Raw genomic sequence first — 22,516 nt, 5'->3', positions numbered from 1 at the left:
CGGAAAAGGACAAGGGAGCGGACAGGCGTGTTATAAAATCTTGTTTTTCATGCCCTGAAGTGCCCTTATCAAAATCTTGTCTTCCTTCGGCAGCCGCACCGCTATTCTGAAATAGGAATCGTCCAACCCTGAATAGCTTGCGCAGCTCCGGACCAGAATACCCCGGTCCAACAAGGCTTGGGAGAAGGTTTTCTTTGAAAAACCGCTTCCGTCTTTTATCCGAAAAAAAATATAGTTGGCCTCTCCCCCCAGTACTTCAAGGCCAAGATTAGACAGGGCGGTTTTTAGATATTTCCTCTCTCTTATTACCAGGTCCCTGGACCGCTCCAAATAGACCTCTTCCTTAAGCGCCGCGATCCCCCCCGCCTGAGCGGGCTGAGAAACCGCCCAAGCCTGACCAATTTCGGCTAGGGCATTCGCAATTTCCGGGGAACCGCAAAGGGCATAGCCTAGGCGTAATCCCGCCATGGCATAGGTTTTTGTAAAGGCCTTGAGGATGATAAGATTCGGCGCCCCGTCAAGAAAATTCCGTGCGGAATGAGCCGGCGGGTCATCAAGGAATTCATTGAAACATTCGTCGATTACTAATACTGTTTTTGTTTCATTACATTTTCTGATGACATTTTCCAGTACATCCTGGCGAATAAGCACACCCGTGGGGTTGTTTGGATTGCAGAGAAAAACTACCCCTGTTTCACCTGTAATCCGCAGCAGTATGTCCTCATCAATCTCAAACCGGGGATAGCTTAGAGGATATTGGTCAAAAACACAGCCCTTTTCGCTTAACGCCTTTTCGTATTCCGAAAAAATCGGCGCGGTTAACAGGGCCTTTCGGGGGTTTTTCCATTGTACGATCCGGTAGATAAGATCCGCCGCTCCGTTTCCACAGACTATTCTGTCAGGATCTATACGGTAATACTCAGCCAGGGCGGCCCGCAATTTCCGGCAGAGCGGATCCGGGTACCGGTCGAAGTTTCCCGCTTCTCTTTTAACGGCCCGTATCACCCCTCTTGGAAGGCCCAGAGGATTTATGTTGGCAGAAAAATCCAGGAGCTGCATTCCCTTTGCAAGGGGGGTGGAATATATATCCCCACCGTGGTTCAGATGCATTGGAAACCCCCTATCAATAGGCTGAAAACAAACCCCCGGACACCGCTTATGAGACATACCGGGAAAAGGAACAGTATTGTTGGCACATACATCAGGCGGCAGACGATCCGGATATCCTCCGGACTTACCGGATGTTCCCCGTCTCCGATGATGGGCTTTTCTTCCAGCGTACCCCCATAGTAGGTACTGCCCGCCAGAGCAACCCGCAGAGCGCCGGCGCAGGCGGCTTCAGGGTGTCCGCTGTTAGGGCTTGCGTGTTTATCTTTATCCCTCCGGTAAATTCTCGCCGCGTTTTTCCCATCCAAGCCAAGTAAGACGGACGAGATGATGATTAACCGGGCGGATATCCGGGCGGGCAGCCAATTCGCTGCGTCGTCCAGTTTAGCAGCGCATCTGCCAAAATCAATATACCGGCTGTCTTTGTAGCCTATCATGGAATCCATAGTATTGATTGCCTTGTAGAGCATACCCAAGGATGGACCGCCCAGGGCAAGAAAAAATAGCGGCGCGATAACGCCATCGGACAGATTTTCCGCCACGGTTTCCACCGTTGCTTTTATCACCCCTTCCATAGACAGGGTTTCGGTGTCCCTGCCGACGATTCCGGATACCGCTTTCCGGGCGCCGGCAAGATCACCCACTGCCGCCTTACGGTACACCTTCATGGCTTCAATTTGTAAACCCCGGGGAGAAATTACCTGATAGGACATGAAAGCGCCCAGAACAAACCACGCCAAAAAAGAAATCCTAAGTGCCAGCAGTAACAGTAACAGGGGAAGTAAAAACGACAGAGCCGCGATTACAATTACCAACAGGGTCCCCGCAAATAGTTCCTTCCCCGGAAACAAGCGGCGAAGAAAAACTTCCCCCTTGCCTATCAGCAGTCCCATGAGACGCACCGGATGGGGCATCCACAGCGGATCTGCCAGAAGCAGATCCAAGAAAAAACCTACAAGAATCATCAGGAAACAGGCGGTTAGATAGATCATTTATCGCAGTATCCCTGAATACTTTCAAACACCTCTTCCAGATCCCAGAAACGCAGAGCCGCATCATCGTCCAAGGGGGTCTTCATATCATTGACGATAACCAGCTTGCCGCCCCGCTGCAGGGTAGTACGGGGAATGGCGGCAGCGGGCAGTACCGTAAGGCTGGACCCCAGGATGAGCATCAGGTCCGCCTCCTGGGCTTCCCCTTCCGCTTCCCGCCGCGCTTCCATTGGAAGGCTTTCACCGTAAAAGGTGACGGCCGGTTTTAGGACCCTGCCGCATTTGGGGCAATGGGGCAGTTGCCCGGCCTTTACCGTCGCCGCAGCCTCGGCGTAACCCACCCGTATACCGGCGCAGCGGAGGCAGTAGTGCATACGGGGGGAACCGTGCAATTCGATTACCCTTTGACTAAGCGCCTTCTGGTGGAGCATATCGATGTTCTGGGTTATCACCGCCTTGACGCGGCCCCGTCGTTCCAGTTCCGCAAGGCAGGTGTGCACGAGGGAAGGTTCCTTCTCATGAACCGTATAAACCATGGGGCCGGCGTTAGTATAAAAATAAGACGGGTCCCTTTCAAATTGATCAATGTCGAAAACTTTTTCTGAAAACTTCGCTGGAGATTCCCCAGGCAGCCCTGCCAGGTACAGGGAAAGAACTTCCGGGGAATACTTATCCGTAAATTCCCGGGGCAGTCCGGCGGTATACAGGCCGTTTTTCCCCCGAAAGTCGGGGATACCGGAAAGGGTACTTATCCCCGCGCCGGTCAGGGCCACGCAGTGACGGGCGTTGGTAATCAGGGCAAACAGTTCGGCTATTTCATCCTTCATCATTCCCGTTTCCCCAGATACCGTTCTTCCTCACTAAAAATACACCCGCAGTATTTCTGCATATAGAAACCCCGCTCCCGAGCCTGCTTCTGGCCTTCCCGAAAACCGGGGCGGAAATCCCGGTAGAAAAATTGCACGCCATACTTTCCCGCCATCCCTTCCGCGACTTCCCGGATGAGATCGTGTTTCTGATAGGGACTGATAAGCAAGGTTGTGGAAAAACAATCGTAGCCATGGGCAGCCGCATAGGCTGCGGTTTTGTCCAGCCGGAGACGATAACAGACAGCACAGCGGGGGCTGCCAGTCACATCCGGTGGGCCTTCGCCGGGAATCTCTCCGTCAGAGCGATTCTCAAAATGGGGATAGACGCCGGCTATAAAAGTACGGAGGCCGTAATCGTCCTCCATGTGGAGGTCCAGCCCCTCATCTGTCGTAAACTGAACCAGGGTATCCCGGCGGGCTTTATACTCCGTATAGGGGTGGATGTTGGGGTTGTACCAGAACAGGTCCGGGCGTATGTCTTCGGCGCGGAGGGCTTCCACGCATTGGACGGAGCAGGGAGCGCAGCAGGTGTGGAGGAGGAGCTTCATGGGGTATTACCCTTATCAGCCAACAGGCTTTTAAGCATCCACAGCATATAGAGTGGCACGTTAAGCACGGCGCTTTTTTCTCCTTCGCAAAAAGTATTCGCCCCATTACTCATGGAAGTTTTTACCGCCCATCGTGGTTCATATTTCTTACGGTACTCCGCCAGGGATTTTGCCTTAGTATTCCGTTCCGATTTAACTTCGATGGGAATAATATCCAGCTTATGCTGAATGATAAAATCAACTTCGGCAGTGTTATTGGAGCGCCAAAAAAAGGGGGGTTCATTATACAGGTTCACCAGTTCGGTGAGGACGTAATTTTCTGTCAGGGCGCCCTTAAATTCTTTGTAGACATCTATCTGCCCAAGGACGGCCTCCGCAGGAAGGGCTGCCATGGTTCGGAGCAATCCCACATCAGCCATGTAGAGCTTAAAAAAACTACTGTCCGCATAAGAAGACAGGGGCATGAAGGGCTTTTCAACCTTGGTAACCCGGTACACAAGACCCGCGCCAAGGAGCCATTCCAGAGCGTCCTCCAGATCCTTAGCCCGCTGCCCCTTTTTAACCTGGCTAAATATAAATTTACTGTTTTCCTTCGCCAGCTGAGCCGGGATGGAATGCCATACCGCCCGCAGCTTAGGGAATTCCCCGGTCGGGGCGTGTTTGGCAAAATCCAGTTCATAACTATCCAGGATCTTCCGGTGAACCGCTTCAAGCTTTTCGATATCATGGTTTGCAATCCAGTTTGCCACCGCCTCGGGCATACCGCCGGTTATATAATAAGTCCGCACATACCGTTCTAGCATTCCGGCAAACAGCTCCGGTACCGGCTCCTCTACGGGAAATTTTTCAAGATGCTTACAGAGCAGAGCCTCTCCATTGGCAAGGAGAAATTCATAAAAGCTCAGGGGTCTGAGGGTTTGAAAATCTACTTTACCCACAGGAAATGATAATGGTCCTGAGAGGGCAAGTCCCAGAAGGGAGCCCGCACAAACGATATGATACTCCGGGGCGTCTTCGCAAAAGTATTTCAAGGAACTTAACGCTCGGCCGCAAAATTGGATTTCGTCAAAGATGATCAGCGTTTTTCCGGGCTCAATGTTCTTTTTTCGATAAACCCCTAGTTCCGTGATGATGCGGCGCACATCAAAATCGCCTGCAAATCGGGCATGCAGGGGATCGTTTCCTTCAAAGCTAAAATACGCCGTATCATCGTAGTACTCTTCGCCGAATTCTTTAAGGAGCCAAGTTTTACCACACTGTCTGACACCCTTGAGGATGAGCGGTTTTTTTTCAGGGTTATCCTTCCAGGCAATAAGTTGCTTGGTTAAGCAGCGTTCCATGGGCTAATTATACCAAATAATGTATTATTTGTCAAATATTATAGCGTTATTCATATGAATAACGCTATAATAATCTGCATTTTTCATAGGAATAATGTCTTCGCTATAATGCCAAGTACCTTAGTCTTCCGGCAGTACGATGATCTTCCCCGCAGCGAAGGTCCGCCGTACATCGATAAGCCGCTGGTTGGAGGAGCCCCGGAAGCGCAGGTCGATGTTGCGCTGTTCCCGGACAAAGGGGCCGTCCACCAGGACATCGGTGGCCATGATGAGCCGCCGCCAGTCCGGGTTTTCCGCGAGCCAAAGGTCCTCGAAGGTATAGCCCGTATAGGTCATCACTGAAAGACCCAGGGCATGGACTTCCTCCGCCAGGGCGGCGCAGGAAATGGCCTGGGTAAAGGGGTCACCGCCGGAAAGGGTAAGGCCGTCCAGGAGAGGATTGTCCCGGACAGCGTCCAGAATCTCTCCCACAGTAATACTGCGGCCGCTGGCAAAGGTTTGCAGCTGGGCATTATGGCAGCCGGGGCAGCGGAAATTACAGCCCTGGACAAATACCGTATAGCGGAAACCCGGGCCGTCTACGATGGACTCCGGCTCCAAGCCGCCTATGGTGAGACAAGCGGTACTTGGGTCGTCTGTTATCCGGGCAGCACTTTGGTCTAAAACCTCGTTACGAGGCTGCGGTATGGTCAACATGGAAATGCTTTACCCTATCTTTTTCTTCCGCCCGCTTCGCGTTGTTAAACCGGTCCAGGGTTCCCACCAGATAACCGGTGATACGCCTGATCCGCTCAAAGGGTACATCCCCCTCGGTACGACCGCACTTGGGGCAGGTCTCGCCGATGATGCCCCGGAAACCGCAGACCGGGTCCCGGTCCAGGGGATGGTTCAGGCTGCCGTAACCGATACCCGCATCTTTCATGGCCCGGACTATCTTCTCAAAGGCCTCGGGATTCTTGGAGGCGTCCCCGTCCAGCTCGATGTAGCTGATGTGTCCGGCATTGGTCAGGGCGTGGTAGGGAGCCTCAATGTCTATCTTTTTTAAGGCGGCGATGGGGTAGTATACCGGCACATGGAAACTGTTGGTGTAGTAGTCCTTATCGGTGACCCCCGGAATGGCGCCGAAGATCTGTCGATCCAGTTTGACGAAGCGGCCGGAAAGGCCCTCCGCCGGGGTGGCGATAAGTGAGAAGTTGAGCTTCTTTTCCAGAGACGCCTCGTCCATACGGCTGCGAAGTTTGCCGATGATCCGCAAACCCAGGGCCTGGGCTTCCGCCGATTCTCCGTGGTGCTTCCCAATCAGCGCTTTAAGGCATTCCGCCAGGCCGATAAAGCCCAGGGTTAGGGTCCCATGTTTGAGAACCTCCCGGATTTCATCTTCCCAGTCCAGCTTATCCGAATCGAGCCATATCCCCTGGCCCATGAGGAAGGGGAAATTTTTCACCCGCTTCCGGGCCTGGATCTCAAAACGCTCCATGAGCTGAGCTATCACCAGATCGGTTTTTTTATCCAGTTCGTCAAAGAATAGATCAATGTCACGGTTAGCCCGCAGGGCAAGCCGGGGTAGGTTTATCGAGGTAAAGCTCAGGTTGCCCCGGCCGTAGGTTACTTCCTGGTCGGGATCGTAGATATTCCCCATCACCCTGGTACGGCAGCCCATGTAGGCAATCTCCGTTTCCGGCCGTTCCGGGTGGTAGTATTGGAGATTGTAGGGAGCATCCTGGAAAGAAAAGTTGGGGAAAAGCCGCTTGGAGCTGACCTTACAGGCAAGCTTAAAGAGATCGTAGTTAGGATCACCCTTATTATAGTTGATCCCTTCCTTAACTCGGAAAATCTGAATCGGAAAAATCGGAGTTTCCCCGTCTCCCAACCCGGCTTCGGTGGCCAGGAGTATGTTCCGGACGATCATCCGGCCCTCGGGAGAAATATCGGTTCCATAATTGATAGAAGAAAAGGGGATCTGGGCTCCCGCCCGGCTGTGCATAGTGTTGAGATTGTGGATAAACGCTTCCATTGCCTGGTAGGTATTACGCTCCGTTTCCTTCAGGGCCGATGACAGGGCAAAATCCTGGGCCCGCTTGATGGTATCGGCATCCAGGCGCCGGGCTAGGATAAGCGCCTCCGCCTTGCAGTACTCTTCGGAACCGCTCAGCTTGGGCCGCAGGGAACCGCCAAAAAGTTCCGTCTTCAGCGCCGCTTCCAGTTCCTCCACCTGGGCAAAAGCCAGGAGCTCCAGGGCCTTAAGCATGTTCTGGCGATACATTTTAACGTAGGTCTTTGCCACCCCCGGGGCGAGTCCCCGGTCAAAGTTAGGGATGCTCTGTCCGCCGTGCTGGTCGTTCTGGTTTGATTGTATGGCGATACAGGCCAGGGCGGAGTAGCTGCGTATATCGTTGGGTTCCCGGATGGCTCCGTGGCCGGTCCCAAAGCCGCCGGTGAAGAGCCTATTGATATCAATCTGGCAACAAGTAGTGGTAAGGGTAAGAAAATCCAGGTCGTGGATGTGAATATCACCTTCATGGTGGGCCTTGGCATGGAGGGGATTGAGAATAAACAGCTCGTTGAACTGCTTGGCCCCCTCGGAACCGTACTTGAGCATATGTCCCATGGCGGTATCGCCGTCGATGTTGGCATTTTCCCGTTTTAAATCGTTGTCCTTCGCATCCTTAACGGTCAATTCCTCGTAGGTACGCATCAGCCGGGTATTCATCTCCCGGATCCGGGTCCGTTCCGCCCGGTAGAGGATGAATTTCTTTGCCGTCGTACCCAGGCCGCTTTCGATCATCACCTGCTCAACCGTATCCTGAATCTCCTCCACCGCGGGGATCCTGCCTTTATAGGCCGCTTCAAGCCGGCTAACAGCCCGTTCAGAAAGCGCCATGGCATCTTCCCATTCCATAGTACCGGTGGCCATCCCTGCCTTGTAAATAGCATTCGTTATTTTTTCAATATTAAACGGGGCTTCCCTTCCATCCCGTTTTAAAATCCTCGTAGGCATTACTCCCCCCCAAAAAATCCCCAAATCTTTTTCTTTTTTTATTTTATATTTCGGATGAAACATACGCAGTATATAGCGTTATTTCGCATGATATTACTCTATCTGTAGCGCGTCAACGGGGATCTAAATAAAAATCAAGGAAATCTACATATTTTTGGAAAAAATACCGTATACTAAAGGGAAATGTATACTAGGGAAATTCTTGCCTCCCGGGGGGCTCCAATTGAAAACGGCACGCCCATTCAGGGGACCTGGGAAGAGGCCTTCGATGAAGTGGATCTTCTGGAAATCCAGCGTCCCTTTTCGTTTCCCCTGCCCCGGGGATTACGGGATTTGCGGGTAAAGGAATGGGAATCCTTCACCGTCCAGGATGATCATGTATATTTGGAAGCCTTTCTGGCGAATATAAAGTATTACCGCGTTGCCCAGGTGGTCCTCTACGATAAGGAAAGCGGGGAGCGGCTGCGGTTTAATAAGGTTATTCCCTTCACCGGTTGGCATCTTCCCCGGAGCCTTTCAAATTCCTCGGTTTACAGCGGCTCTTACGGGTTTTTCTTCCGTATCCATAGCTGGCTTGATGCCAATACAATCAAGATAGACCTGGATATTGAGGCAACCCGCAAACGGCCCTCCCTCACGACCCATCTGGAATACCGCCTGAATTCCCTGAAGGTATCCCCCATGGTGGTGAACCTGCCTTTTTCAGACCAGCGCTGCATGTACGCTTATAAGACCTTTGCAGCGGTCCGGGGAGATATGGTTTTTGGGGGACGGCATATTTCCCTGGATCCGGAAAAAACGACGGGGATTTTCCGGGATTATAAGGGCTATTTCCCTTACCGGATGCACTCAACCTGGTGTAACGCCTTTGGAAATACGGAAAAGCTCCGATTTGGCTTCAGTATCGCCGAAAATCAAACTAAGGAGACCTTTAAGAACAACGAGAATGTTCTTTGGCAGGAAGGCTCTTTCAAGGAGAAGGGGCGTATGACTCCCTTGCCGCCGGTACGGATAACCATGCCCAAGGGAGTTGAATCCGATTGGGTAATTCAGGATGTGGAGGGGATGGTGGATCTTACCTTCACCCCCCAGGAGCAAATACGAAGTTCTTTCAATTTATTTCTTACAAAGTGGGAATATCATACCCCTTTGGGATATTATAATGGAATGGTGGTTAATTCTGAGGGTGAACAAATCCCGGTCCGTAATCTTTGGGGTTCGGGCGAAAAACTCTATCTTCGGGTATAAATATGGCAAAACAAAAGGCAATCTATGAACCCGGCGAATTAGACCGGGTACGAGGTAAATTAGGGTCCTTCGATCCTGCGGAGGCTAAACGGCTGGCCGGACTTTTAGGGGGAGATGTGGGGGTTGAAAAGTCGCCAACCCCGCCGCCGCCCCCCCCCAGGACCAGGCATGAAGTCGTGGACGTTCATGTAAAGGGCAGGTCCGGCAGCGGCGGCGGTACCAGCAGGAACCAGCCCAGACGGCGGCCGGAAGCGCCCCTTCCGGCGGATGTCGATTTCGGTAATGAGGCCAAGCTAAAAATAAAAAAACCAAACCCTGCGGACGATCCCACCACACCGATCAAACAAAGTTACTGGGAGCGGGTAAAAATGGATCGTCTCTGCGGTTCAGCGGAATTCGATATAAAAAACCCCATACAGGTTCTTCAGTCCATATTGACTCCCTTCAGCAGGCCTCCTGATGGGGTAAGCGCCGTCTTTGTAAACAAGAGGATGAACGAATACTACAAGCATATTGAGCTTTTGGTAACCGTTACCCGGACCCTGCTGCCCCGGAATAATATCCTGCGAAACGAGCGGTTCAAACGAATATCTCCCGCCGCCTATGGGGTCGTAGATATTTTCCGCCAATGGAATATTGAAAAAATCGCCGGGGATCTGGCCAGACTCCAGGCTAATCCCCGCAGCGCCAGGGTTGCGGATTTTACGGGGATCCTCAAGATCATATATAAACCCCTCTTTCTTATGGAACAGCTGGATCTGGACGGTCATATCAAAGAAGCCTACCGCCTGCTGTACAAAATACTCTTTATTGAAAACCCCACGGAGGCGCAAAACAAACAGCAGGATCAAATCCGTTCCGCCATGGCCGCATTCGATATGATACGGCGGGATATACGGTTTCTCCTGTACCCCCTGCTCCTCAAACTGCTGTCAAATAAGTTCTTAACCTACAATGCCTTCTTTACCGAACGGCGCAATCGGTTTATGGCCTTCCTCGAAGTAACCGAAGAGAACCGTCTTACTCCCCAGGACATTATAAAGGAAGAGGAGATTACCGAAGAGATGGTCACCGGGATGAAGGAGAACGAGGGAGGCGGCGAAAAGGACGATGAGAAAACGGATGACACGGAGATCACCGAAGAGGAAAAGGAAAAGCGGGTTATCCGGGAGGCTGAACGGAAGGCCCTGGACCGAGGTATGGACACCCTGGAAACCTTGTTTCCCAAGGCCGGCTGGGAGAAAATGTCCGAGTTCCCCGATTTCTTCCCCTATTTTTCGGATATCTTTGACCTAAAAAAGAACTACGTCCTTATCCCTCCATCGGATCCCCTCCAGCAGGTTGTGATCCTGACCCGTATCCTGGAGGAACTGCTCTTTGGACTCCGGTATGTAAACTTCAGCACGATCACTAATTCCGATGGTTCCGTGGAAGATATCCGGGAAACCATGGCTACTATTATGACCGACTGGCACTTCTATATTGATGAGGCCTTTGACAAAGAGTACCTCCCCCGGCTGGCGGAATACTGCCGTATCCTGGACAGCCCCGCCGAGTCCCGGACATCCCCCTACGCAAAACGGCTGCTTAACGAACTCCACTGGACCAAGCGGCTCTATTTCCTGCCCTATTACCGGTTTGAATCAAGCGCCCCTCCGCCTTTCCAAAAAAAGGAAGTTACCGCCCTCTACCCGGAAATCCGGCGGCTCCGAAAGTACCTGACCGGCGTAGCGGCGGGGATAGAACAGGGTATTAAGGCAGGCCTTACGGACAACACCCATTGTGATGGGATTGAAAACCCTTGGGAGACCTATGTTTTCCAGGTTCCCAATCCGGTATCCACCCGGCTGGATACCCTGCTGGGAAAAAAAAGAACCAACGCCAGCTTACTATTCTATACCTTGGCGGTAACCGTGGTGTTGGACAATCTGGTAAACAATGACAGCAGCTGGGCTTACGATAGTGAACGAACCGAGGCCCTGTTCCGCAGCGCGAACAACAGCGGAGTTATCCCGGTCTTTGGGGTTGACGAGAAAATAGATACGGAAGCCTTATTTAAGCAGTCCCTTAAACAGGGCGGAGACGATTGAGCTGAGGGGACAAATGTCCCGTGAAGCAGCCAGCCTAAATCCGCCCCAGTCGTCTCCGGGCTTCTTCCGCGCTTATGCCTTTCCGTGCTGCCCACCCTTCAAGCTGATCATCCCCCACCGGGGTAGCGCTGAAATAGTAAGCGCCGGGGTCGGAAAACACCATGCCGCACACCGATGCCGCAGGAATCATCATGGCAGATTCGGTGAGGGTAAGACCGCAGCGTTTCTGTGTATCCAGTAAATCAAAGGCGATCCGTTTATCCTGATGGTCCGGACAGGGGGGATACCCGAAGGCGGGGCGTATCCCCGTATATTTTCCTGCAAGCACATCCGCTATCGACAGGGTTTCTTCCCCCGCATAGCCCCACCATTCCCGGCGTATGCGGAGGTGGATCTCTTCCGCAAAGGCTTCAGCAAGGCTGTCCGCCAGGGTGCCCAGGAGCAGGGCTCCGTAGTCGTCGTTGCGGGAACGGAATGCAGTAGCGGCTTCTTCCAGACCGACGCTGGCGCTGAGGGCGAAAAGGCCCAGCCAGCCGCTACTATTATTGCTGCCGGTATCCGCTTCCGGCAGAAAATCCGCCAGACAGGGGTTTGGTCCCCGGGCCCGCTTTTTCTCCTGGTTCCGCAGAAAGGCAAAGCGGGCGCGCTCCGTTTTGGTGGATGGTTTAGAGGAGTGATCGTATACCAGGATATCCTCCCCTTTGGAACAGGCAGGGAAAATCCCCAGGACTCCCCGCAGTTCAAGGAGCTTTTCGGCGCTTACCTTGGCGAGCAGCTTCCGGGCATCTTCCAGCAGTTTTTCCCTGGCAATATTCTTTTCCACACTAAGACTGCCATGGCCATCCACACTCCAGATGCGGAGGAAGCCCTCCCAATCTATATAAGGGATAATCCGTTCAAGGGGATACCCGTTTACGTCTATGAGGCCCTTTGTTTTCGGCTCCCGGTTTGGAGCGGAGCTCTTAGGAACACTATTCTTCCGGGCCGCTTCCAGGGGGATAAGCTCGATCTTTGCGGCTATTTTTTCGTGCTGCTCCACCGCCTGCCGGTAACGCCCCTCCAGTTCTTCCATAAACCGCGGCCGCTCGTTTGCCGACAGCAGGGAGCGGACCACCCCAGCGGATTGTCCCGCATCGCTCACATATACCACGGGGCCGGAATATTCCGGGGCTATCCTCAGGGCCGTATGGGCCAGACTCGTCGTAGCGCCGCCTATGAGCAGAGGGATAGTCATCCGCCGCTTCTCCATCTCCCGGGCGGTACGAACCATCTCTTCCAGGGACGGGGTGATAAGCCCCGAAAGGCCAATAACACCGGCGCCCTCTTTTTCCGCAGCGTCCAGAATGTCCTCCGCAGGAACCATGATCCCCAGATCTTTTACGGTGTATCCATTACAGCCCAGAACAACACCGACAATATTCTTACCAATATCGTGGACATCTCCCTTCACCGTAGCCAAGAGTATCGTTCCGCCGCTGCTTGTGCCGGCTGTTTTTTCCTGCTCAATAAAAGGCTCCAGGACGGATACCGCCTTCTTCATCACCCGGGCGCTGCGTATCACCTGGGGAAGGAACATCTTCCCCTCGCCGAAAAGCCTGCTCACTTCCCGCATACCCCGCATCAGGGGGCCCTCTACCAGTTCCAGCGCCCGGGTCCGCAGCTTGCCGCGCAGTTCCAGTACGTCCCCTTCAATATGGTCGTCCATGCCTTTAACCAGGGCGTGAACCACCCGTTCTTCTACGTTCAGGGACCGCCAGGAAGCGGTATTCGTCTTGGCGGTGTTTCCCGCGCCGGATCCATCCCCGGCGTCCTTTATCGCTATGGCCAGGGTTAACAGCCGTTCCGCAGCGTCGGGGCTTTTACAGAGAAGCAGATCCTCTATAACGTCCCGCAGGCCCGGCTCAACATCATCGTACGGGACAAGGGCGCCGGGGTTTACTATGGCCATGGAAAGACCCGCTTCAAAGGCGTGTTTCAGAAAAACTGCGTGCATGGCCTCCCGGACCGTATCGTTGCCCCGGAAACTAAAGGAAAGGTTGGTAATGCCGCCGGAAATCTGTGATTCGGGACAATGTTCGCGTATCCATTGGCAGGCGCGGATAAAATCCAGCGCGTACCGATCGTGTTCGGGAATTCCCGTGGCAACCGATAGTACGTTGGGATCAAACACGATATCCTCCGGGGGGAATCCGTCCCGCACCAGGAGTTCGTAGCTGCGTTTGGCGATTTCGATTTTCCGCTCATACTCCGCGCCCTGGCCCCGCTCGTCGAAGAGCATCACCACCACCGCTGCGCCGTAACGCCGGGCAATCCGGGCCTTTTTGAGGAACTCCGCCTCCCCCTCCTTCAGGCTGATGGAATTCACCAGCCCCTTTCCCTGGAGGAGCTTAAGGCCCGTCTCGATAAGCTCCCAGCGGGAACTGTCCACCATCACCGGGACCCGGGCTATGTCGGGATCCGAAAGTGCAAGATTGAGGAACTGAGTCATGGCAGCAGGGGCGTCCAGGAAAGGGTCGTCCATACCCACGTTGATAAGCGCCGCCCCCTGGTCTATCATATCCCGGACCATGATCAGGGCCTCGGTATAGTTTCCATCTTTGATGAGCCGCAGGAATTTTCGGCTTCCCGCTACGTTGGTCCGCTCCCCAATATTCGTCAGCCCCTTCTCCCGGTCTACCGTGAAGGGCTCAAGCCCGGCCAACACCGTTTTTCGTTGGGGTTTCGGAATTACCCGGGGCGCGTAGTTTACGGCCCTGGCTGCAATGGCGGCAATGTGATCCGGGGTGGAGCCGCAGCAGCCCCCGACTATGTTCACCAGCCCTTCCTTCATATATTCTTCAATCGTTGCGGCCATAGTTTCCGGGGTCTCGTCGTATTCGCCCAGGCGGTTAGGCAGCCCCGCGTTGGGGTAGGCGCTTATCAGACAGGGAGCGATACCCGCAAGGGCGGCGATATGGGCTTTAAGCTTTTCGGCGCCGAAGGAACAGTTTAGGCCCACGGCCCAGAGTTTGGCGTGGGCCACCGAAGTCCAGAAAGCCTCCACGGTCTGTCCCGAAAGGAGCCGGCCCGCCGCGTCGGAAACGGTGGCGGAAAGTATCAGGGGCACATCGAGATGCCGTTCCTCCAACAGCCGGTTAATAGCGAAGACGGCGGCCTTGGCATTGAGGGTATCGTAGAGAGTTTCCGCCAGAAGGATATCCGCGCCGCCGTCCAGCAATCCCCGGGCATTGTCGTAGTAGGCCGATTCAAGTTCACCCCAGGTAACGCCCCGTTTGCCGGGGTCGTCCATGTCCGGGGACATGCTGCCGCTCCGGGTAGTGGGCCCGATGCTCCCCGCCACAAACCGGGGCTTGTCTGTTGTGGAAAATTTGTCCGCAGCCTTCCGGGCCACCGCGGCGGCGGCAACGCTGACTTCGTAAGCCAGATCCGCCAGGCCGTAATCCGCCAGGGATACCGCAGTGGAATTGAGGCTGCAGGTCTCGATAATATCCGCCCCGGCTTTGAGGTATGCTTCATGTATGGATGAAATTATCTCCGGCTTGGTCAAACAGAGCAGATCGTTGCACCCCAGGAGTTCCGTGGAATGATCCTTAAACCGCTGGCCCCGAAAATCCGCCCCGGTGGGCTTGAAACGCTGGACCATGGTCCCCATTGCCCCGTCCAAAATAAGGATTCGCCGCGAGGCTAATTCTGTAAGCTGTTCCCGAATATTCATTTCCGGATTATACCAAAAAAATATCTTACTGGGCAGTGGTTTTCTGCCGAAACTTGACAATGAGGGTGTCAGAAAATATACTTTCAGGGTACCGTCTTTTAAAAAGGAAAGTGAATATGAAATTACCCCAGAGGTTTTTGGCCTTTTTTACGCTTATCGGCGTCCTGTTGATCCCCGGTAGGGTAAATGCCCAGAGTTATTCATCGGATATACTCCTTGATTTTGTAAAAATTGAAGGCGGTTTTTTTATCATGGGGAGTCCCGCCTCGGAAGTTTCCCGGCAGAAGGATGAAACCCAGCATCAGGTGATGGTCGGCGCCTTTTATATGGCGAAAAACGAAGTAACCCAGCGGGAATATGAACAGGTGATGAGGACAAACCCCAGCAAATTCACCGGGGCCAGCCTTCCGGTGGAACAGGTCAGCTGGTATGACGCCGTGGCCTACTGCAATGCCCGGAGCATCATAGAAGGGCTCATCCCCGCCTATGTGATACGGGAAACAGAAATACTCTGGGACCATAACGCCGATGGATACCGGCTCCCCACAGAAGTGGAATGGGAATATGCCTGCCGGGCGGGTACCCAAACGGCCTTCCACACCGGAAGCAACATAACTGCAAACCAGGCGAATTTTGACGGAAACTACCCCTATAACCGGCACGCAAAAAGCCGGTACCGGAGACAGACCACCACGGTGCGAAGCTTTGCCCCCAATGCCTGGGGTTTATACGATATGCATGGCAATGTGTATGAGTGGTGCTGGGATCAGTACAAGGAGTACAGTAATACCGGCGCCCTGGACGGTTCCCTGTGGAACCCCGCGGTAATGCGCGGCGGAAGCTGGTATAGCGAAGCGCGGTTTCTGCGTTCCGCAAACCGGATATTAAAAGACCACACCGCAAAAACTGATTACATCGGTTTCCGGGTTGTCCGTTCCGCACTATAAGTTATGGAGGAAATAATGTTCCCCAATTTGCACCGAAGTTCCCCGCGTAATTTCCAACTGAAGGGCTTAGTCCTGGGCTTGTTGTTTTGCTGCATCCCCGCGCTTATGTTTGCCGAGGGGTTCGCCGAAAGCGCTTCTCAGCGGGCCAGAAGCAGGTATCTTGCAAACAATGGAATTATTCTGGCTCCCGAAGATATCTATACCGATTCCTATCTTGCTTCCTATAACTACGGGTATCCCGAGCCGGAAACCGATATAGGGGTTAACATCTATAATGAGTTGAACCGGACCATCCCCCTGGGACGCAACCATCTGGGACCGGAAGGTATTATCCAGGTCGGAATCCAGGGAAAAACCTGGGGTTTCGCAGAACTTCCACCCATGAATCTGGTACTGGTGGTGGATACATCCCTTTCCATGAACGACGACAACAAACTCTTCTGGTTTAAGGCGTCCATGACGGACTTCATAAAAAAAATCCGGAATGTGGACGCACTATCACTGGTAAGCTTCAACAATTCCGCCCAGGTGGTTTTTGAACCTACCCTGATGAATTCAGCTTTGAAACGCCGTTTATTTCTGGAAGCGGTGGACAAACTCTACCCCCAGGGACTCACCAACCTTGAAGCGGGTATCAGTCTAGGCTATGAGCAGATCGTACCCTACTACCGGGAAGATTCGATAAATCAGGTCCTCCTTTTTTCGGATGGAGATGAATTTTCAGCGCGGCTCGCCCAGTCCAATGCCCACACCGGTGATCTCAGAATCTCTCTCATGTGGAATAACCGGAACGATTTAGACCTCCATGTGGTAGGCCCCACGGGGGAAGAAATAAATTTCAACAACCCCAGGGACTCCAACGGCGGCTGGCTGGATGTGGATCGGAATTTATACGGCGAAACTCTGAAGCCGGTGGAAAATATTTTCTGGCCCGATAACATGGCCCCCCGGGGAACTTACCGGGTGTATATACAGAACTATATAAGCTATGAAGAGAAACCCTATCCTACCCCCTTCCAGATAGAAATAAAGAACGGAAAGGAATATCTATACTTTGAGGGGTCCGTACACGGATCCGGCCGCGCCAGTATTACTGAGATCTGTACCTTTGAATATACCGGCAATGATACCCTGGATCGGCTCCACCAATTGGTGGAACTCCGGAAACAACAGGGTATTTCCCTATCAACCATAGGGCTGGGGAGAAACTTCGATGCGGAACTTCTGCGGACCCTGGCGGAATATGGTCAGGGCGCTTCCCGCAATCTACGCAGCCAGGATATGGTAGATGGTCTTCTGAATACCGACAGGGAATTTGAGCGGATAGCGGTTACCGCAGTTGAAAACCTGAGCATAGAACTGGAGTTTACCCCGGGTATCGAGATATTGGAAGTTCTAGGATACCAGCACCGGATCGAAAATAACCGGGTTATATGCCGCATTGACAGCCTGCATCAGGGAGATTATAAGACCCTGTTTGTACGCTACCGTATTCCCCCTCAAAACCGTGGCGTGCAGGTTGCGGCTTTACACGTTAAAAACCCCCAGGGTTCATCCACTCCGGAGGTCGGCCTGTATACCGATGGTAACACCGCCCCCGGGATGCCCGGCGCCTTTGAGCGGGTGGTTGTCCTCACAGACCCGGTCAACGACTTCGCCGCGCTGATGCTCCGCCGCTCCGCCGCCGTACTGGATTTCGCCTCGGCGGTCAGGGAAATCGGCGATCACTATTATAACCGCGAAAATGATCTAACCCGCCTGGAATCTGCCCTGCAGATCTCCCACGAAACCGGCCAGACCTTGGAAACCGTAAAACGAAATTGGCGAAACGCCGACGCCTTTGACCAGGAACTTTCTGTTATTGCCAGGTATATAGAGATACTAAACGAGACGGCTGCGGAAAACCGGCGTTCCTTTGTGAATGAAACCCGTTCACGGATGCTCTCCGACCGGGAGGGGTCCTTCTCGCGGATGACCCGGTAGGTCTTTTCTGATATACTACTCCAATGAACATCGAACTCCTTGCCCCCGCGGGCTCCCCGGAAGCCCTTGACGCCGCCATTGGCGAGGGGGCGGACGCGGTTTACCTGGGGCTGAAAAACTTCAACGCCCGGATCCGGAGCGCCAATTTTGCCTATTCCCAGTTTGAAGGCCTGCTCCGCGTTGCCCGCCGGATGAAGGTCAAGATCTATGTTACGGTGAATACGGTTTTCGAACAGCGGGAAGCCGATCGGGTGTATCAGCTCCTGAAATATCTGGCTAACCTGGGTCCGGACGGTATTATTGTTCAGGATTTCGGGGTGGTAAAGATGGTTCGGGATCATTTTCCGGCGCTCCGCCTTCACGCCTCCACCCAGATGAATATCGCCTCAGCCCGGGGGGCGAATCTTCTTTCCAAAAACGGCTTCTCCCGGGTTGTCCTTGCCAGGGAGCTTAACCTGGAGGAAATACGGGATATTCGGGATAACACCAACATGGCGCTGGAGGTCTTTGTCCACGGCGCCCTCTGTGTCAGCGCCTCCGGGCTTTGTCTTTTTTCCAGCTACCTGGGGGGCAAGTCCGCCAACCGCGGCATGTGTACCCAGGCTTGCCGACGGCTCTACCGGCGATCCGGCGATGATCGGACGGCCGATAATGGGGGCTACTATTTTAGCCCCGGGGATCTGCAGCTTCTGGAACAGATTCCGGCTCTGGCGGATGCAGGAGTAGGTTCTTTCAAGATCGAAGGGCGGATGAAAAGCGCCGAGTACGTGGGTACCGTGGTATCCGCCTACCGCCGGGTCATTGATGGCCTGGAGGGAGACCGGGAAAAGAGTATTGCCGAAGGGCTGGGCATACTCCGCAACGACTTTGCCCGGGCCAAAACCACCTTCTATTTTACCAAGGGCCCCGACAACGACACCGGTCCCAAAACCTGGTTGAACCCGGAACAGGACGGCGGTACGGGCATAGCGCTGGGAACCATACTCCGGGTAAGGGGGGGCGAAGGCGAAAGCCGTGGGCTGATTGCCCGGGGACCGGTTATGCCCGGTATTGGCGATTCTGTACGGCTCCACCGCCGGGACGATTCGGACCGGCAGTCCCATAAGCTGAACTTCGCAGAAGACGAACAGGAGCAGGACGGCGGCGGCGCCAAGCGGTGGATTTCCATCCCCGAAGGTTTTGGTGAAGGGGATTCGGTCTACCTGATCCAAACCAAGGCTATGTCCCGGCGTTATACTCCGGTTATACCTAATAACCTGGATACCTGCCGCCGCCTGCCCGGTCATGACAAAGCCCCGGAACTAAGTTTAGGGGCGGTTAAAAAGAAGGATGGCAAGCTATTCCCCGAAGGGATCTATGTCATGGTTTCCCGGGTGGAGGATCTGTTTGTGGTCCAGTCGGTCAGACCCATACGGGCCATGGTAGAGTATAACCGTAAAACGGCGGCCTACCTTTTGGGAGAAGATAAGCCCCTCCTGCCTTTTAAACCCGGAGAGACGATCCTGGTTCTGGATCCCTATTTTCCCCAGGCCATGGACAGCCTCCTTACGGAGGAGATCCCCCGGCTCTTCGAAAAGGGCTGTCGGGAATTTGTGGTAAACAACCCCGGACATATATCGCTGTTCCGGGATATGCCTGGGGCGCATCTTATAGCCGGGCCCTACCTTTACGCCTTTAACCGCTGGTCCGCCGCGTTTATCGCCGATATGGGGACAGACGCTCTGATATCCCCCCTGGAAAACAACCGGCAGAATTGGGAAAAAACCATCGAGCAAAACCGACGCTCCCAGGGCTTTGTTACCGTCTTTGCCTACCCCGCGCTATTCCGTATTAGGGCGGATCTGGGGCGGACCTACGATTTTGGTAATTTCCAGGACAGCAGGGACGAATCTTTCCGGCTCATTACCGAACGGGATGGTTCCCGGGTCTACCCGGAAAAACCCTTTTCCATTATTGATAAGATCCCCTTTCTCCAGGAAGCGGGATTCCGCCGGTTCATCCTGGACTTTTCCGGGCCACCCCTTAAAAAGAAAGATTACAAGGATATTATGGACGCCGTAAAAAACACCGCTCCCCTGCCAAATGCCGTGCGGTTTAACTGGAAGGATGGATTTTTCGCCCAAGAGGAGGGAAAAAACGGGAGCCGGAGTAACACCCCGGCTCCCTAAAAGGGAGAAATCCTATGGTATCTATCCTATAAAAACCTCCTTAAAAAGCCACCGAGGCCATTTCGTCAACAGAAGCTAATGCTTCTGCATCCTCGGTAGCTGTATTTTCAGAAGCCCCTGCTTCTGAGGGATCGTCCTGGTCGGATCCATCCCGTTTAAATTCAGGGCGGAATTCTATGTGTTCCGCCACAATCGAAACCCGGGAGCGCTGCTTTCCATCGGGGCCAGCCCACCGGTCCTGCTTTAAACGTCCCACAACCTTGACACCCCTGCCCTTATGTCCCAGGTTGTAGCACGACTCGGCAAGTTTCGACCATGATTCCACGTCGAAGAAACTAACCTCGTTCTCTATGGCCGTATCCTGTTTGTAGAAACGGTTAGAAGCGATACTAAAGGTACAAAGGGGCGTCCCCTTTGCGGTGGAGCGGAACAGAGGATCCCGGACCAGGTTACCTTCGATAATGATGGAATTGAGGTTATTCATAACTACCTCCAAAAAATGTTTGATCCGGTGATAATTAGAATCACCGGTCATGGTCAATGAATTTTGGCCATGATACCAGGGTTAGGGGAGAAAGATAAAAATTGCTTTAGTTAAAACGAAAAAAAATTAAAAAAACGTTAAAAATTCGACTGAATTAAAAGTTTTACCATATAGAGGACTATGTATTGACGCAGGTTATCCTGATTTTTTAAATCCCGCAGGGTACTATTTTCATCCGCAATACGGCGGGCAAGTTTTTCCAGGGAATCCCTGGTTAGCATCATATGCCTCTGACCGTGCATGACCTGCCGCAGCCGGTCCCGTATCAGGGTTTTAACATCGGTTAATAGATCCTCCCGGGCCTGCTTTTTGAGCAGCGTATTCCACCGGTTTTCCAAATTCTCCAGATACGAATCAATATCATCGCCGTAGGGAACCAGTTCGGATTCCAGCTTCCGCCCAGCCTCTTTGATTTCCTTATCCTGGCTTTTATTCGCAGAACGCTCCCGCTTCGGAGCGCCATTTTCGGCATCTTTTTTCTTTCCCCTTTCAAACTTTAGGTTTTTCAATTTCTGAAAGATGGCTACAAGGGCAATAAATAGGGGAATAGAATACCAGAAGGGCAGAAGGGCACGGGTATCGGCCAGGATTTCCTTCCGATTAATGAGAAGAATGGTTGCCAGGGGTAAAAGGGATCCCCCATGAACAAAAAAACGTGAACCCTCGGGAATAAAGCCCTGGATCTGTTCTATTTCATCACAGACCAGGTATAGCTTTTTATCCGTTATAACCGCCATCAGATCCGGGGCTAACTCACCCACAAAACGCTTCAGCAGCTTTTCAAAATCCTCATCCTTCTCCATGGCCGACTCGCGGCGATAACCCTTGATTATTATAAGCCAACGATCCGAAACGGCTCTTTTTATAAGTGGACGGGCTTCGGTAAGAAAATTTACACTGAACTCGTAGTAATGTGCCTTTTTAATATACCGTTTTGCGTCCGCAGGGCCGGTAATGAGGAATATCTCCGGCAGTTCCTCCGGGGTGGCGCTTTTTATTCTCACCGTAAGCCAATCTTCCAGGTCCTTTTCGGAGTACAGTCCAAGAAGCGGTACCCCCTTACTGTTGATAAATTTTATGATGGCGTCCATGGAATACGCATAAGGAGGCTGATCAAATTGCAGAGCCAGATCATTTAAGGCCATATCCCTTTCTTTTTTCTTAAAAGCCAGGGCCCGGTAATAGTTATTTATAATCTCGATAATATATAGGGACTGTAATACGGCGATATCCTCATTAAGCAGTTCCTTCCTCTTGGTGATATCGCTTCTCACCAAGCCGCAGAAGCTGGCCCAGAACAGATAAGGAAAATCTTCCCCATCCTCCAAACTGGTAAGACAATCCAGGGGCCGTACCATCATCCGGTTAAATATATCCCTCAGCTGATTCTCCCGACCCTGATAATGGGGGATAAGCTTATTCTGAAGATAATCCTTATTATCCTGGGTACGGAGAAAATGCCGTATTTTAAGCATGGCCGATTCCATAAGGCGACGGGGTATCATGGTTGATAAAATAAGGGCATTAGGGATCCCGGGAGGAAAAACAAGCATAATTAGCGGCATACGTTCAGTCTGGGGATGATCCAGGTAGGTAACCAGATCCGTTTTTACATTTAAAGATTTTATATGTTCCGGGGGTACTTTAATTTTGAGCGCGTTTTCGGAGGGAAAGGGAATACCAGCGGAATCGTCCGGCGATGCATAGGCGTTTTCCAACAGATCTATATAGAAATTGCGCATAAAAATCCGGGTTCCGGTTTTTTCGGTAAGGAGCATGCACACTTCTGAATCCAGGAGGGGATTCATTTCCTCCCAAACTTTTCTGCTGGTATCCTTGGCCCATAAGGCCCATTCCGGTTGTTCATTGGCATAATGCCGTGCGTATTTTTCCACAAAGCTGATAAAAGCTTCACTATCTATATAAGGGGAATGCTCTTTATTCCCATAGGCTATCAACATGTTGTA

15 protein-coding genes are annotated in these 22,516 nt (G+C 52.8%); 5 read left to right on the top strand and 10 right to left on the bottom strand.

Going from position 1 to position 22,516, the window contains the following annotated elements:
- Positions 1-30: 30 nt before the first annotated feature.
- From cobD to TPRIMZ1_RS0102400, 7 genes are all read right to left on the bottom strand, one after another.
- Entirely contained in the window at positions 31-1,110 is a 1,080-nt protein-coding gene (cobD, locus tag TPRIMZ1_RS0102430) for a threonine-phosphate decarboxylase CobD (RefSeq protein ID WP_010254185.1), read from the bottom strand.
- A complete protein-coding gene (gene cbiB, locus TPRIMZ1_RS0102425) occupies positions 1,101-2,099 on the bottom strand; it encodes an adenosylcobinamide-phosphate synthase CbiB (protein WP_010254183.1) in 999 nt (332 codons plus the stop codon). Before cbiB ends, cobD begins: the two co-directional genes overlap by 10 nt.
- Entirely contained in the window at positions 2,096-2,929 is an 834-nt protein-coding gene (locus TPRIMZ1_RS0102420) for a Sir2 family NAD-dependent protein deacetylase (protein WP_010254181.1), read from the bottom strand. The genes cbiB and TPRIMZ1_RS0102420 overlap by 4 nt, the downstream gene beginning before the upstream one ends.
- Positions 2,926-3,516: an epoxyqueuosine reductase QueH gene (locus tag TPRIMZ1_RS0102415; RefSeq protein WP_010254179.1), complete on the bottom strand. Its 591-nt coding sequence runs from the start codon at positions 3,514-3,516 to the stop codon at positions 2,926-2,928. Before TPRIMZ1_RS0102415 ends, TPRIMZ1_RS0102420 begins: the two co-directional genes overlap by 4 nt.
- Entirely contained in the window at positions 3,513-4,856 is a 1,344-nt protein-coding gene (locus TPRIMZ1_RS0102410) for an ATP-binding protein (RefSeq protein WP_010254177.1), read from the bottom strand. Before TPRIMZ1_RS0102410 ends, TPRIMZ1_RS0102415 begins: the two co-directional genes overlap by 4 nt.
- A 120-nt stretch (positions 4,857-4,976) precedes the next feature.
- The gene (gene nrdG / locus TPRIMZ1_RS0102405; protein ID WP_081503607.1) at positions 4,977-5,552 is read right to left on the bottom strand and encodes an anaerobic ribonucleoside-triphosphate reductase activating protein; all 576 of its coding nucleotides are present in this window, start codon (positions 5,550-5,552) and stop codon (positions 4,977-4,979) included.
- Positions 5,527-7,854: an anaerobic ribonucleoside triphosphate reductase gene (locus tag TPRIMZ1_RS0102400; protein ID WP_026043472.1), complete on the bottom strand. Its 2,328-nt coding sequence runs from the start codon at positions 7,852-7,854 to the stop codon at positions 5,527-5,529. The genes nrdG and TPRIMZ1_RS0102400 overlap by 26 nt, the downstream gene beginning before the upstream one ends.
- Before the next feature lie 183 nt (positions 7,855-8,037).
- Between TPRIMZ1_RS0102400 and TPRIMZ1_RS0102395 the strand changes: the two genes are divergently transcribed.
- The gene (locus TPRIMZ1_RS0102395) at positions 8,038-9,102 is read left to right on the top strand and encodes a DUF2804 domain-containing protein (protein ID WP_010254171.1); all 1,065 of its coding nucleotides are present in this window, start codon (positions 8,038-8,040) and stop codon (positions 9,100-9,102) included.
- Between the two features lie 2 nt (positions 9,103-9,104).
- Positions 9,105-11,192 (top strand): hypothetical protein, encoded by a 2,088-nt coding sequence (locus tag TPRIMZ1_RS0102390; protein ID WP_010254165.1) that lies wholly within the window; start codon positions 9,105-9,107, stop codon positions 11,190-11,192.
- A gap of 34 nt (positions 11,193-11,226) precedes the next feature.
- Here TPRIMZ1_RS0102390 and metH read toward each other — a convergent pair whose 3' ends face one another.
- A complete protein-coding gene (gene metH / locus TPRIMZ1_RS0102385; protein WP_010254161.1) occupies positions 11,227-14,907 on the bottom strand; it encodes a methionine synthase in 3,681 nt (1,226 codons plus the stop codon).
- Positions 14,908-15,023: 116 nt separating this feature from the next.
- Here metH and TPRIMZ1_RS0102380 point away from each other — a divergent pair, with 116 nt between their 5' ends.
- The 3 genes from TPRIMZ1_RS0102380 to TPRIMZ1_RS0102370 are packed head-to-tail and all read left to right on the top strand — an operon-like array spanning position 15,024 to position 20,005.
- Complete coding sequence (locus TPRIMZ1_RS0102380; RefSeq protein WP_010254158.1) at positions 15,024-15,854, top strand: formylglycine-generating enzyme family protein; 831 nt, start codon at positions 15,024-15,026, stop codon at positions 15,852-15,854.
- Between the two features lie 15 nt (positions 15,855-15,869).
- Entirely contained in the window at positions 15,870-17,837 is a 1,968-nt protein-coding gene (locus TPRIMZ1_RS0102375; RefSeq protein WP_010254155.1) for a VWA domain-containing protein, read from the top strand.
- A 23-nt stretch (positions 17,838-17,860) separates the two neighbouring features.
- Positions 17,861-20,005 carry a peptidase U32 family protein gene (locus tag TPRIMZ1_RS0102370; RefSeq protein ID WP_010254151.1) on the top strand — a complete coding sequence of 715 codons (2,145 nt, stop codon included), beginning with the start codon at positions 17,861-17,863 and terminating at the stop codon, positions 20,003-20,005.
- Between the two features lie 40 nt (positions 20,006-20,045).
- Here TPRIMZ1_RS0102370 and TPRIMZ1_RS0102365 read toward each other — a convergent pair whose 3' ends face one another.
- Together TPRIMZ1_RS0102365 and TPRIMZ1_RS0102360 are read right to left on the bottom strand one after the other, a co-directional pair.
- Positions 20,046-20,489, bottom strand: a complete 444-nt coding sequence (locus TPRIMZ1_RS0102365; protein WP_010254147.1) for a single-stranded DNA-binding protein — start codon at positions 20,487-20,489, stop codon at positions 20,046-20,048.
- A 137-nt stretch (positions 20,490-20,626) separates the two neighbouring features.
- Positions 20,627-22,510 carry a hypothetical protein gene (locus TPRIMZ1_RS0102360; RefSeq protein ID WP_010254144.1) on the bottom strand — a complete coding sequence of 628 codons (1,884 nt, stop codon included), beginning with the start codon at positions 22,508-22,510 and terminating at the stop codon, positions 20,627-20,629.
- Positions 22,511-22,516 lie beyond the last annotated feature (6 nt).

The organism is Treponema primitia ZAS-1 (assembly GCF_000297095.1).
Classification (GTDB): domain Bacteria; phylum Spirochaetota; class Spirochaetia; order Treponematales; family Breznakiellaceae; genus Termitinema; species Termitinema primitia_A.
The sequence above is the reverse complement of the archived record's forward strand: the minus strand, read 5'-3'. Positions and strand labels throughout refer to the sequence as shown.

Bases quoted from the DNA above. Each gene is read 5' to 3' on its own strand.
- TPRIMZ1_RS0102360 (WP_010254144.1), bottom strand. From the start codon at position 22,510: ATGTTGATAGCCTATGGGAATAAAGAGCATTCCCCTTATATAGATAGT.
- metH (WP_010254161.1), bottom strand. From the start codon at position 14,907: ATGAATATTCGGGAACAGCTTACAGAATTAGCCTCGCGGCGAATCCTT.
- TPRIMZ1_RS0102415 (WP_010254179.1), bottom strand. From the start codon at position 3,516: ATGAAGCTCCTCCTCCACACCTGCTGCGCTCCCTGCTCCGTCCAATGC.
- TPRIMZ1_RS0102365 (WP_010254147.1), bottom strand. From the start codon at position 20,489: ATGAATAACCTCAATTCCATCATTATCGAAGGTAACCTGGTCCGGGAT.
- cobD (WP_010254185.1), bottom strand. From the start codon at position 1,110: ATGCATCTGAACCACGGTGGGGATATATATTCCACCCCCCTTGCAAAG.
- TPRIMZ1_RS0102370 (WP_010254151.1), top strand. From the start codon at position 17,861: ATGAACATCGAACTCCTTGCCCCCGCGGGCTCCCCGGAAGCCCTTGAC.
- nrdG (WP_081503607.1), bottom strand. From the start codon at position 5,552: ATGTTGACCATACCGCAGCCTCGTAACGAGGTTTTAGACCAAAGTGCT.
- TPRIMZ1_RS0102410 (WP_010254177.1), bottom strand. From the start codon at position 4,856: ATGGAACGCTGCTTAACCAAGCAACTTATTGCCTGGAAGGATAACCCT.
- TPRIMZ1_RS0102400 (WP_026043472.1), bottom strand. From the start codon at position 7,854: ATGCCTACGAGGATTTTAAAACGGGATGGAAGGGAAGCCCCGTTTAAT.
- TPRIMZ1_RS0102420 (WP_010254181.1), bottom strand. From the start codon at position 2,929: ATGATGAAGGATGAAATAGCCGAACTGTTTGCCCTGATTACCAACGCC.
- TPRIMZ1_RS0102395 (WP_010254171.1), top strand. From the start codon at position 8,038: ATGTATACTAGGGAAATTCTTGCCTCCCGGGGGGCTCCAATTGAAAAC.
- cbiB (WP_010254183.1), bottom strand. From the start codon at position 2,099: ATGATCTATCTAACCGCCTGTTTCCTGATGATTCTTGTAGGTTTTTTC.
- TPRIMZ1_RS0102390 (WP_010254165.1), top strand. From the start codon at position 9,105: ATGGCAAAACAAAAGGCAATCTATGAACCCGGCGAATTAGACCGGGTA.
- TPRIMZ1_RS0102380 (WP_010254158.1), top strand. From the start codon at position 15,024: ATGAAATTACCCCAGAGGTTTTTGGCCTTTTTTACGCTTATCGGCGTC.
- TPRIMZ1_RS0102375 (WP_010254155.1), top strand. From the start codon at position 15,870: ATGTTCCCCAATTTGCACCGAAGTTCCCCGCGTAATTTCCAACTGAAG.